This window comes from Curtobacterium poinsettiae (genome assembly GCF_025677645.1).
Classification (GTDB): domain Bacteria; phylum Actinomycetota; class Actinomycetes; order Actinomycetales; family Microbacteriaceae; genus Curtobacterium; species Curtobacterium poinsettiae_A.
On the sequence record NZ_CP106879.1, the window covers coordinates 2085164 to 2097517 of the forward strand.

The following is a 12354-nucleotide window of genomic DNA, read 5'->3' on the forward strand; positions in this document are numbered from 1 at the left end:
ACGACGATGAAGCCCCTCGACCCCCGACTCCTGCGGTTGTCCCGGACGGCGCGCGGTTTCATCGTCGCCGCCGCCGGCACGGGAGTCCTCCGCACGCTCGCGACCATCGCGATCGCGTGGGGGATCGCTGCGGCCGTCACCCTCGGGGTCGACGCCGTCCGCGACGGCAGGGTTCCAGCGGCGTTCGGGCAGGCGCTCGCGCTGCTCGGCGGGGCGTTCGTCCTGCGTGCGGTGGCCGCGTGGGCCACCGACGACCTGGCGGCCCGTGCTGCGGCGACGGTGAAGAGCGAGATGCGGACGACGGTGCTCGCCCGCGCCGCCGAGCGCGGTCCGTCGTGGCTCGCCGGTCGGTCGAGCGCCGGCTTCGCCACCACGCTCGGCCCCGGGCTCGACGCACTCGACGCCTACTTCGGCCGGTACCTGCCGCAGCTCGCGCTCACCGCGATCGCGACGCCGATGCTCCTGGTGGCGATCGGCCTCGGCGACCTGACGAGCGGGCTGATCATCCTGTTCGCCCTGCCGGTGATCCCGGTCTTCATGATCCTGATCGGCCTGGCGACGCAGTCGCTGCAGCGGAAGCAGTCGGACGCCCTCGCGAAGCTCGGTGCCGCCTTCACCGAAGCCGTCGAGGGGCTCGCCACGCTCAAGGTCTTCGGCCGTGCACGCCGCCAGGTCGGTCGCATCGCGGCGGTCACCGACGAGTACCGCCGCGGCACGATCGGCGTGCTCCGGCTGTCGTTCGTGAGCGGCTTCGCGCTCGAGCTCGCCGCGAGCCTGTCCGTCGCACTGGTCGCCGTCTCGATCGGCATCCGCCTGGTGGACGGTTCACTCGGCCTCGGCGCCGCGATGTTCGTGCTCGTGCTCGCACCGGAGGCCTTTGCCCCCGTCCGCCAGGTCGGCGCCGACTTCCACGCCGCCCAGGACGGCGTCGAGGCCTCGGCCGCGGTGCTCGACGTGCTCGCCGACGACGAGGCCGCATCGTCGTCCGCGACCGGCAGCAGCGGGACCGACACGGACACCGCAGCACCCGCCACCGCGGTGGACGTCCGGGGGCTCGACGTCCGCGGGCTCACCGTCCGCCGACCCGACGTCGTGATCGGGCCGTTCGACCTGCGCGCCGAGCCCGGCACCGTGGTCGTGCTGGCCGGCCCGAGCGGTTCCGGCAAGTCGAGCATCATCGCCGCACTCCGCGGCGTCCTGCCGCACGACGGCGTCGTCACCGTGCCCGGCCCGGCCGGTGCCTCCGTCGCCGAGCGCACCACGTGGGCCGACCAGCGGCCGCGTCTCGTCCGCGGGACGATCGCCGAGAACGTCGCGCTCAGCGCGACCCCCGACGACGCCGACGTGCGCACCGCTCTGGGCGACGCGGGGCTGGGACTCGACCCGGGCCTCCCGGTCGGCGCCGGTGGCAGCGGACTGTCCGGGGGCCAGGCACAGCGCGTCGCCGTCGCCCGCGCGCTCTACCGGGCGCGCCGCGAGCAGACCCCGCTCGTCCTGCTCGACGAGCCGACGTCCGCGCTGGACGCCGAGGCCGAGGCGCGGGTCATCGCGGCCGTTCGTGGCCTGGCGGCCGACGGCGCCGTCGTCGTGGTCGCCAGCCACCGACCCGCGGTCGTCGCCGCGGCGGACGTCCGCGTGGACGTCCGCGCCGGCGGGTCCGTGACGGTCCGCAGGGGGGTGCGCGCATGAGCCGGGAGGCCCGTGGTGGCTCCGTCCTGCGGCTCGCGATGCCGCACGGGTCGGGTTGGGCGAAGGCGGTCGCCGCCGGATCGCTCAGCGCGCTCTGCGCCGTCGCGCTCCTCGCCGCGAGCGGCTACCTGATCACCCGCGCCGCCGAGCACCCGCCGATCCTGTACCTGACGCTCGTGATGGTCGGCGTGCGCGCCTTCGCGCTCGGGCGTGCCGTGCTGCGCTACGTCGACCGGCTCGCCGGGCACGACGCCTCGTTCCGGCAACTGGCCGTGGTGCGGACGGAGATGTACCGGCGGCTCGCGTCGATCGCGCCCGCCGGACTCGGACGGACCGGACGCGGCGACCTCATGACGCGGCTGGTGACCGACACGGACCGGCTGCAGGACCTGCCGATCCGCGTCGTCGGCCCGCTCGTCTCCGCCGGGGTCGTCGCGGTGCTGTCGGTCGTCGCCGTGGCGCTCGTGTCGGTGCCGGCGGCGCTCGTGCTCGTCCTCGCGCTGGCGGTCGCGGCCCTGGTCGGCACGATCGTCACCCGGGTGATCGCCGAGCGCTCGGACCGCGAGACCGCCGCCGACCGGGGCCGGGTCGCGGACCTCGTGCTCGACACCGTCCGGACGCTCGACGTCTTCGCCGCGTACGGCACCCTCGACGAACGGCTCGCGCACATCGCCCGGCTCGACGCCGGCGTCACCCGGGCCGTCCGGCGCCGTGGCACGGTCGAGTCGCTCGTCGGTGCCCTGGTCGGCCTGGTCGGTGGCGGTGCCGTGATCGGGACCCTCGCCGTCGGTGCGCCTGCCGTGGTGTCCGGGGCGCTCGACGGTCCGCTCTGGGCACTGGCGGTCTTCGTGCCGCTCGCGCTCTTCGAGGTCGTCGGGACCGTCCCGCTCGCCGTCCTGACGCTCCGACGGGTGCGTGCTGCGGCCGACCGGGTGGAGCAAGTGGTGCCCGCCGAGGTGCCCGACGGCATCGTCCCCGAGCCGGACGAGGACGCCGACCCGGCGTCGCTCGTGGTCGAGGGCGCGGTCACACTCGCCGTCCACGACCTGACCGTCCGCTGGCCGGGGGCGGCTGAGCCCGCGGTCGACGGGATCTCGTTCACGCTCGCCCCCGGCGAGGTCGTCGTGCTCCAGGGGCCGAGTGGTGCCGGCAAGTCGACCCTGGTCGACGCGCTCGTCCGGTTCGTGGAGCACGAGGGGTCCTACACGCTCGACGGCGTCGAGGCGAAGGCGATGCACCCGGACGCGGTGCGGGCCCGGGTCGGCCTGATCGAACAGGACCCGTTCGTGTTCGACCAGTCGGTGCGGCAGAACCTGCTCTTCGCCCGTGAGACCGCGACCGACGACGAACTGCTCGCCGTGCTCGACCGGGTCGGCCTGGGGGACTGGGTCGTCCGGCGCGGCGGGCTGGACGCCTCGGTCGGGGAACGCGGCGTGCTCGTGTCCGGCGGCCAGGCACACCGCCTCGCGCTCGCCCGCGCGCTGCTGCACGCGTTCCCGGTGCTGGTGCTCGACGAACCGACCGCCGACATCGACCCGGACCTCGGCGACACCGTGCTGCGCGACCTCGTCACCACGGCCCGCGCGGCGGGTCGGACGGTCGTCATCGTGTCGCACGTCCCGGTGGCACCGGACCTGGTCGACCGCACCCTGCGGATGCGGGACGGACGCCTGCTCGCCGGGTGAGCCGACGGGCGGACGCGGGACGGGCCCGGCGGCTTGTATCGTTGACGTCCGTGACCACCGAGCAGCACGCCGAGGACCCGAACGCCTACGACTTCCGTCGTATCCAGGAGAAGTGGCAGCCCCGCTGGGAAGAGCTCGGGCTCTTCACCACCGACCTCGACGACACCCGTCCGCGCAAGTACATCCTCGAGATGTTCCCGTACCCGTCCGGCGACCTGCACATGGGGCACGCCGAGAACTGGGCGCTCGGTGACTTCGTCGCGCGGTACTGGCGGCAGCAGGGCTTCAACGTGCTGCACCCGATCGGCTGGGACTCGTTCGGCCTGCCCGCCGAGAACGCGGCGATCAAGCGCGGGGTGGACCCGAAGGACTGGACCTACGCGAACATCGAGCAGCAGAAGGCGTCCTTCAAGCGCTACGCGCCGTCGTTCGACTGGACCACCGAGATCCACACCTCGGACCCCGAGTACTACAAGTGGAACCAGTGGCTGTTCCTGAAGATGTACGAGAAGGGCCTGGCGTACCGCAAGGACAGCTGGGTGAACTGGGACCCGGTGGACCAGACCGTGCTGGCGAACGAGCAGGTCCTCCCCGACGGCACCTCGGATCGCTCCGGCGCCGTCGTCGTGAAGAAGAAGCTCACGCAGTGGTACTTCAAGATCACCGAGTACGCCGACCGGCTGCTCGACGACCTGAACCAGCTCGAGGGGCGGTGGCCGGCGAAGGTCATCGCGCAGCAGCGCAACTGGATCGGCCGTTCGGTCGGTGCCGACGTCGACTTCGTGATCGAGGGCCGCGACGAGCCCGTCACGGTGTTCACCACTCGTCCGGACACGATCCACGGGGCGACGTTCCTGGTGGTGGCCCCGGACTCGGACCTGGCTGCCGCGCTGGTTGCCGACCCGTCCGTGCCGTCCGCCGTCCGTGACGACTTCGACGCCTACCTGACGGCGACGCAGAAGACGTCCGAGATCGACCGGCAGAACGCCGACCGCCCGAAGACCGGCGTGCCGCTCGGTCGGTCGGCGATCCACCCGCTGACGGGGGAACGCCTGCCCATCTGGGCCGCCGACTACGTGCTCGCCGACTACGGCCACGGTGCCGTGATGGCCGTGCCCGCGCACGACCAGCGCGACCTCGACTTCGCGCGGGCGTTCGACCTGCCCGTCAAGGTGGTCGTCGACACGAACGCCGCCGTCACCGGGGCGATCCCGGTCATCCCCGAGGGCGCGACGCTCGACGACTTCGACGTGCCGACGCTCGACCCGGTCGCCACCGGCGAAGCGCTGACCGGTCAGGGGCGGATGATCAACTCCGGGCCGCTCGACGGCATGTCGAAGCAGCACGCCATCACCGCTGCCATCGCCCTGCTCGAGGAGCGCGGCACCGGTCGTGCCGCCAAGACCTACCGGCTGCGCGACTGGCTCATCTCGCGCCAGCGCTTCTGGGGCACCCCGATCCCGATCATCCACGGTGCCGACGGCTCCGAGCACCCGGTGCCCGAGGACCAGCTGCCGATCGTGCTGCCGGACACCGAGGGGCTCGACCTCAAGCCGAAGGGCACGTCCCCGCTCGGCGGCGCGACCGACTGGGTGAACGTGCCGAACCCCGTCGACGGCACCCCGGCGCTCCGCGACACCGACACGATGGACACCTTCGTCGACTCGTCGTGGTACTTCCTGCGGTTCCTGTCGGCGAACGACGACACCCAGGCGTTCGACCCGGCAGCCGCACGCCGCTGGGCTCCGGTCGACCAGTACATCGGCGGCATCGAGCACGCGATCCTGCACCTGCTCTACGCCCGCTTCGTCACGAAGGTGCTCTTCGACCTCGGGTACCTCGACTTCACCGAGCCGTTCTCGGCGCTGCTCAACCAGGGCATGGTGCTGTCCGGTGGCTCGAAGATGTCGAAGTCGAAGGGCGGCGTCTCACTCGGCGACGAGCTCGACGCGAACGGCGTCGACGCCATCCGCCTGGTGATGGGCTTCGCCGGCCCGCCGGAGGACGACATCAACTGGGAGGACGTCTCGCCGTCCGCCTCGGCTCGGTTCCTGGCGCGGGCGTACCGCCTGGCGCTCGACGTCACGTCCGCACGCGACGTCGTGTGGGCCGATGGCGACCGGGCACTCCGCCAGGTCACGCACCGGTTCCTCGCCGACGCCCCGGGGATGATGGAGTCGTTCAAGTTCAACGTCGTGATCGCGCGACTGATGGACCTGGTCAACGTCACCCGCAAGGCGATCGACAGCGGCCCCGGTGCCGGAGACCCCGCCGTGCGTGAGGCCGTCGAGACGATCGCGCTCGGCCTGAGCGTCTTCGCGCCGTACACCGGCGAGGAGATGTGGGAGAAGCTGGGCTACGAGGCCACCGTCGCCACGTACGGCTGGCGGAAGGCCGACCCGACGCTGCTCGTGCAGGAGACCCTGACGGCCGTCGTGCAGGTCAACGGCAAGGTGCGTGACTCGTTCGAGGTGTCGAAGTCGATCGAGGCGGATGAGCTCGAGCAGCTCGCACGGTCGTCGGCGAACGTGCAGCGGTACATCGGTGACCGCGAGATCGTGAAGGTGATCGTCCGCGCGCCGAAGCTCGTGAACATCGCCATCAAGGGGTAGCGACCGTCGCTGGCGTCGTCCCTCCACAGCAGGGGCGTTCGCGGCACCCGTCCACGGGTGTCGCCTCCGGAGCCCGGCCGATCGGCCGGGCTCCGTAGCGTTCGGGGCATGTCCTCCCCGTCGTCTCCCGGACCCTGGTGGTCCCGTCTCGCCTTGTCACCGCGGGCCGCCGTGGTGCTGGCGGCGGTCGTGGTGGTGGTCGCCGTCGTCGTGGTGCTCGTCGGGGCGATGGTGTCGGGCGGCGGCGGGGGCACCGACGGAACCGGAGGGGTCGTCGTGCGTGGGGCACCCACGTCCGGCGCGGGTGGGGCATCGGGTGCGCCCTCGCCGTCAGCCGGAGATGCTGCCGGTGCTCTGCCGTCCGGGCCGGGTGCCGGGCCGGTCGTCGTGCACGTGCTCGGGGCGGTACGGCGGAGCGGTGTGGTCGAGCTGCCGGCATCGAGCCGCGTCGGGGACGCGCTCGAACGTGCCGGTGGTGCCGCGGACGACGCCGACCTCGACCGCCTGAACCTTGCCCGGGTGCTGACGGACGGCGAGCGGTTGTACGTGCCGCGGCTCGGGCAGCAGGAGGTGCCGGAGGCGCTCGGGCCGGCGGCAGACGGTGCTGGCGCCGGGCGGGCTGCCGCTGCCGGGGCCGCGGGGGGCGGTGGCGGGGGCGGTGGCGATGCGGGTACCGGGGGTGAGGGGTCCGCCGTCGTCGACCTGAACGCCGCCGACCAGGCCGCACTCGAGACCCTGCCCGGGATCGGACCGGGGCTCGCTGGTCGGATCATCGCCTGGCGGGACGAGCACGGCCGGTTCACCGCGGTCGAGGACCTGCTCGACGTCAGCGGCATCGGGGACGTGCGGTTCGCCGAGCTCCGCGATCGTGTGCGGGTCTGAGGGGCGACGGTGCAGCTCGCGCCGAGTGCGATCGACCTGCGGGTCGCGGTGCCGGTCGCCGCCGCCTGGATCGCGACCGCCCTGCTCGTCGGCGTCCCCGACGTGGCACCCGTGGTCGGTGGGGCTGCGGCGATCCTCACCGGCGTCAGCGGCAGCGTGCTCCGGTCGCGTCGGGGCACCGGGGTCGTGCCGGTCGTCGCCGGTCTGCTGCTCGTCGCGGGGGCACTGACGACGCTGCTCGCGGTGTCGGTCACCGTGGGGGAGTCCCGGCGGGCCCCGGAACCGCTGCGCGCGCTCGTCGCGGGTCCGGGGTCGGGGCACGTGGACGTCGAGGCCGTGCTGACCCGTGACCTCGTGCCGGGCGACCGCTCCGTCACCGCGACGCTGGTGCGCGCTGACGAGCTCGACGGGCTCCGGGTGCCGGTCCGACTCGTCCCCGACCAGCACGGCGACGCACCGGTCGCCGTGCTGGCGGCCGGAGCCCGGGTCACCGTGACCGCCGCCGTTCGGCCGGACGAACCCGGTTCCGCGACCGCCTTCGTGGCGTTCCTGCGCGGGGCCCCGTCGTCGGTGCCGCCCGACGGACTGCTCGACGCCACCGACACCGCGCGGCAGGCGTTCGTCCGGGCCACGGCCGACCTGCCGCAGCCCGGAGCGGCGCTGCTGCGCGGACTCGCGATCGGGGACCGATCCGGCCTCGACCCGACGACCGAGGCGGCGATGGAGGCCTCCGCGCTGACGCACCTGACGGCGGTGTCCGGGGCGAACTGCGCGGTGGTGGTCGGGCTCGTCGTGGTCCTCGGCCGCGCCTGTGGCTTGCCGAGAGGCGCCCGGGCCGCGGCGGCCGTCGGCGTGCTCCTGGTGTTCGTCGTACTCGTGCGGCCCGACCCCTCGATCGTCCGGGCGACGGTGATGGCGATCGTGGTGCTCGCCGTGCACCTGGCCGGTCGACCGGTGCGGGGCGTCCCGCTCATCACCCTCGCCGCGGTCGGCATGCTCGTGGTCGACCCCTGGTTCGCACGGTCGTCTGCGTTCGCCCTGTCCGTGCTCGCCACGAGCGGGATCGTGGTGCTCGCCCCGCCGCTCACCGAGCTCCTGGCGCGTCGTGTGTGGCCGCCGGTCGCCGCCGCACTCGCCATCCCCGTCGCGGCGCAGGTGGCGTGTTGGCCGGTGACGATCCCGCTGTCGGCGACGCTCCCGACCTACGCGGTGCCGGCGAACCTGCTGGCGGAGCCGTTCGCGCCGGTCGTCACGGTGGTCGGGCTCGCCGCCTGTGGTCTCGCTCCGGTGTGGCCGGTGGGTGCGCAGGGGCTCGCGGCGGTCGCGTGGGTCCCGGCCGCCGCCGTCGGGAGCATCGCGCACGGGGCAGCGGCCTTGCCCTACGCCTCGGTACCCTGGCCGGCCGGCGTGCTCGGTGTGGCCGCCGCCGTGCTGGTGTGCGGTTGCATCGCGGTCGCGGTGCTGGTCCGGGGACGGCTCGGCTCCCGGTTGCTGCTCGCAGCAGGGGCGGTGGTCGTGGTCGGCGTCGCAGCGGTCACCGTCCCGGTGCTCGTCGTCCGGGGATCGGTGCCGGGGGACTGGTCGGTCGCCGCCTGCGACGTCGGGCAGGGGGACGCCGTGCTGCTCCGTGGCGACGACGCCGTCGCCCTCTTGGACACCGGCGACGACGAGGAGCGGCTCCGGGCGTGCCTGGACCTGCTCGGGGTCGCCCGGGTCGACCTGCTCGTCCTGACGCACTTCGACCGCGACCACGTCGGCGCGGTGCGCGCTGTGGCCGGCGCAGTCGAGACCGCCCTGGTCGGACCGGTGGGCCGTGCGTCGGACGAGCGGGTGGTCGACGACCTCCGACGTGCCGGTGTCGACGTCCGGACGGCCGACGACCGGGTCTCCGGAACCCTCGGACCGCTCGCCTGGCGCGTGGTGTGGCCACCGGGCGACGACCGTGCCGCCGGCAACGACGCGAGCATCGTGCTCACCACGGGGCCGGCGGACGGAGACTCCTGCCCGGCATGCCTGATCGGGGTCTTCCTCGGCGACCTCGGGGAGTCGTCGCAGCGTCGGCTCCGAGACTCCGGGGAGCTGCCGGTGGGGCCGATCGACGTCGTGAAGGTGGCGCACCACGGCTCGGCGGACCAGGACCCGCAGCTCTACCGGGGGCTCACGGCGCGTGTCGGGCTCATCGGCGTCGGGGCGGACAACACCTACGGACACCCGACGGCATCGGCCCTCGGCACGCTCGAGGCCGCGGGCACGCTGCCGCTCCGCACGGACGAGCGCGGCACCGTGGTGCTCGCTCGCTCCGGCAGCGACGAGGTGCGGGTGTGGACGGAGCGCTCGTCGTCGGCGGCCGCCCGTAGGATCGTCGGTGCACCACTCGACCCGGCACCGTCCGGGCCGGCACCACCGGAAGGACCACATGGCCGCCAAGAAGCCCGCGCGCGCCGCAGCGAAGATCGACCAGGTGCCCTGGTCGGGGATCCGTCCGGCGCCCGTCGTGCTCATCACCGGGCCCGAAGCGTTCCTCGCCGACCGCGCCCGCGGTGTGTTGAAGGACCTGCTGCAGGGCGAGGACCCCGCGCTCGAGGTGCACGACCTCGAAGCCGACCAGTACGCCCCCGGGCTCCTCGCCACCCTCGCCAGCCCGTCGCTGTTCGGCGAGCCGCGGCTCGTGCAGGTCACGAACGTCGAGAAGTGCACCGACGCCTTCATCACCGAGACGATCGCGTACCTGCAGGCCCCCGCAGACGACGTGACCCTGGTGCTCCGGCACGGGGGTGGCATGCGCGGCAAGAAGCTCCTCGACACGATCCGCAGCGGTGTCGGCGGCGGGGTCGAGGTGCTGTGCGACGAGCTCAAGCGCGAGACGGACCGCATCGACTTCGTGAACGCCGAGTTCCGCGCCGCACGACGCCGCATCGCGCCGTCCGCGGTCCGGACCCTGGTGACCGCGTTCGCCGACGACCTCGCCGAACTCGCCGCCGCGTGCCGACAGCTCCTGGCGGACGAAGCCGAGGAGATCACCGACAAGGTCGTCGACAAGTACTACGGCGGTCGCGTCGAGACGAACGCGTTCAAGGTCGCTGACATCGCCCTCGCGGGTCGGTCGGCGCCGGCGATCGTCGAGCTGCGGCACGCCCTGGCCACCGGCGAGGCACCCGTGCCGATCGTCGCCGCGTTCGCGAGCAAGATCCGCACGATGGCGAAGGTCAGCGCCTTCCGGGGTCCGAGCGGGCAGGCGGCCTCGGCGCTCGGCATGGCGCCGTGGCAGGTGCAGCGCGCGCAGCGTGACGTCGCCGGGTGGAGCGAGTCCGGGCTGGCGAACGCGATCATCAGCATCGCCGAGGCGGACACCGCGGTGAAGGGTGGCTCGCGCGACGCGCACTACGCGCTCGAGGTCATGGTCCGCACCATCGCCCGACGCGGCGAGCCCCGCTGAGGCGAGTCGGGCCTCCCGGCTGTCCCTCGCGCCTGTCAGCCGGCACATCGTGAGCAGAGATGGTCGGGTGTGCCGCCGCGACCCGACCGTTTCTGCTCACGGAACGCACCCGACGCAACGCACCCCGACGCAGCGCACGAGACGCAGCGAACCCCGCGCACGACGAAGGCCCCGCACCGACGGTGCGGGGCCTTCGAGACCAGAAGGGTCAGGACGTCAGAGCGACGAGACCTTCTTCGCGATGGCCGACTTGCGGTTCGCGGCCTGGTTCTTGTGGATGACACCCTTGCTCACGGCCTTGTCGAGCTTCTTCGACGCGAGGGCCAGGGCGGCAACGGCCTTGTCCTTGTCACCGGCGGCGACGGCGTCGTTGGCACGACGGATGTGCGTCTTGAGCTCCGACTTGTAGGCCTTGTTGCGCTCGGTGGCCTTGAGGTTGGTCTTGATGCGCTTGATCTGCGACTTGATGTTCGCCATGAATTGCTCCTGCTCGTCTCGTACGGGTGGGCGCGACCGCAGGGTAGAGGGGCCCGTGGTCGCATCGCGTTCCACCCGTGGGCGGGGAACGCGGAAGCCAGCCACCAACACTACCAGGCAAGCGGGCTGCCACCAAAGCACGAAACACCGCCGGATCGGCAGGAGCCTGCGGTCGACCGCGGGCGAAACCCGGCGGCAACACGCACCGGATACCGTGACGGACATGCCCTCCCTCGCACCGCGCATCGACACCGTGCCCGCCTCCGGCATCCGGAGGGTCTTCGAGCAGGCGGCCCTGCTGCAGTCGAGCGGCACCGACGTCACGATGCTCGTCATCGGCGAGCCGGACGTCCCGGTGGCGCCGCACATCGGTGAGGCGGCCCGTCGCGCCTGGACCGAGGACCGCACCGGGTACACCCCGAACGGTGGGATCGGGCCCCTGCGCGAAGCCGTCCGCGACAAGCTCCGCCGCGAGAACCGGATCGAGGCCGACCTCGAGCAGATCTGGATGACGATCGGCGCGACCCAGGCGCTGTTCCAGGCGATGACGTTGACGCTCAGTCCGGGCGACGAGGTCCTCGTGCCGGACCCCGGATACACGACGTTCACGATGAACGCGCACATCATCGGGGCGACCCCGGTGCCGTACCGGTTGGAGCCGCAGCACGGGTTCGAGCCCGACCTGCAGGCCCTCGAGGCGAGCGTCACCGAACGCACCCGGGTGCTGATCATCAACTCGCCGTCGAACCCGCTCGGCTCGGTCTTCGGCGAGGAGACCCTGCGTGCGCTCCTGGCCTTCGCGAAGCGGCACGACCTCTGGGTCATCAGCGACGAGGTCTACGAGTACTTCACCTACGGCACCCGGCACGTCAGCCTGGCGGCGCTCGACGAGGACGACCGCGTGTTCTCGGCGTTCTCGCTCAGCAAGACGTACGCGATGACCGGCGTCCGCGTCGGCTACCTCGTCACCCCGAAGGGGCTCGGCGCGACGATGCGGACCACGCAGGAGGCCATGATCAGCTGCGTCGCCGAACCCGACCAGTACGCGGCCCTCGCGGCGATCGTGGGGGACCACTCCGCGGTGCGCGACGCTCGGGAGCACTACCGCGCGAACCTCGAGGTCGCGAAGGAGACGCTCGACGCCGCCGGCATCCGGTACCTCGACCCGCGCGGCGCGTTCTACCTGTGGATCGACATCGCACGCGTCCGACGGGGACATCGCCGAGTGGGCGCTGGGGTTCCTGCAGCGTGAGCGGGTCGCCGTCGCACCGGGCAGCGCCTTCGGACGCACCGGCGAGGGGTGGATCCGCGTGTGTCTCGCAGCCACCGCGGACGACCTCCGGCGCGGCCTCGGCGCACTGCCGGCTCCGGCGCACGTCGCCGTCTGACGCTCGGAGCGTGCGGCCGGGAGGCCCGCCCCGCGTCCGCCACGCATCGCTCCGTGCGAGGTCTGATCGCGTTCCGTGCCCGGTTCCGGATTCCGTGCGAGGTCCCGCCCCTCGCACGGAATCGGGAACACCGCACGACGGAACAGCGTCGCACGGTGCGACGCACGCACGAACTCGCACCGTGC

At 73.0% G+C, this 12354-nt stretch carries 7 protein-coding genes and 1 pseudogene; 7 read left to right on the forward strand and 1 reads right to left on the reverse strand.

Annotation, left to right across the window (positions count from 1 at the left end; translation table 11 throughout):
* The first annotated feature begins 6 nt into the window (after positions 1-6).
* From cydD to holA, 6 genes and pseudogenes are all read left to right on the forward strand, one after another.
* Entirely contained in the window at positions 7-1689 is a 1683-nt protein-coding gene (cydD, locus tag OE229_RS09995) for a thiol reductant ABC exporter subunit CydD (RefSeq protein ID WP_262137788.1), read from the forward strand.
* Entirely contained in the window at positions 1686-3374 is a 1689-nt protein-coding gene (gene cydC, locus OE229_RS10000) for a thiol reductant ABC exporter subunit CydC (protein WP_262137790.1), read from the forward strand. Before cydD ends, cydC begins: the two co-directional genes overlap by 4 nt.
* 50 nt (positions 3375-3424) lie before the next feature.
* A complete protein-coding gene (gene leuS, locus OE229_RS10005) occupies positions 3425-5986 on the forward strand; it encodes a leucine--tRNA ligase (protein ID WP_182066658.1) in 2562 nt (853 codons plus the stop codon).
* Between the two features lie 153 nt (positions 5987-6139).
* Positions 6140-6868 carry a ComEA family DNA-binding protein gene (locus OE229_RS10010; RefSeq protein ID WP_262126946.1) on the forward strand — a complete coding sequence of 243 codons (729 nt, stop codon included), beginning with the start codon at positions 6140-6142 and terminating at the stop codon, positions 6866-6868.
* Positions 6869-7438: 570 nt separating this feature from the next.
* Positions 7439-8872: pseudogene (locus OE229_RS10015) on the forward strand (ComEC/Rec2 family competence protein); the annotation flags it as partial.
* 412 nt (positions 8873-9284) lie between these two features.
* Entirely contained in the window at positions 9285-10304 is a 1020-nt protein-coding gene (gene holA, locus OE229_RS10020) for a DNA polymerase III subunit delta (RefSeq protein ID WP_259578218.1), read from the forward strand.
* 216 nt (positions 10305-10520) lie between these two features.
* Here the strand turns inward: holA and rpsT are convergent, their stop codons facing one another.
* The gene (rpsT, locus tag OE229_RS10025) at positions 10521-10781 is read right to left on the reverse strand and encodes a 30S ribosomal protein S20 (protein WP_017886662.1); all 261 of its coding nucleotides are present in this window, start codon (positions 10779-10781) and stop codon (positions 10521-10523) included.
* 223 nt (positions 10782-11004) lie between these two features.
* Between rpsT and OE229_RS10030 the strand changes: the two genes are divergently transcribed.
* Entirely contained in the window at positions 11005-12033 is a 1029-nt protein-coding gene (locus OE229_RS10030) for a pyridoxal phosphate-dependent aminotransferase (protein WP_263344416.1), read from the forward strand.
* Positions 12034-12354: the final 321 nt, after the last annotated feature.

Coding starts and splice junctions, on each gene's coding strand:
- cydD (WP_262137788.1), top strand. CDS start 7: ATGAAGCCCCTCGACCCCCGACTCCTGCGGTTGTCCCGGACGGCGCGC.
- cydC (WP_262137790.1), top strand. CDS start 1,686: ATGAGCCGGGAGGCCCGTGGTGGCTCCGTCCTGCGGCTCGCGATGCCG.
- holA (WP_259578218.1), top strand. CDS start 9,285: ATGGCCGCCAAGAAGCCCGCGCGCGCCGCAGCGAAGATCGACCAGGTG.
- rpsT (WP_017886662.1), bottom strand. CDS start 10,781: ATGGCGAACATCAAGTCGCAGATCAAGCGCATCAAGACCAACCTCAAG.
- OE229_RS10030 (WP_263344416.1), top strand. CDS start 11,005: ATGCCCTCCCTCGCACCGCGCATCGACACCGTGCCCGCCTCCGGCATC.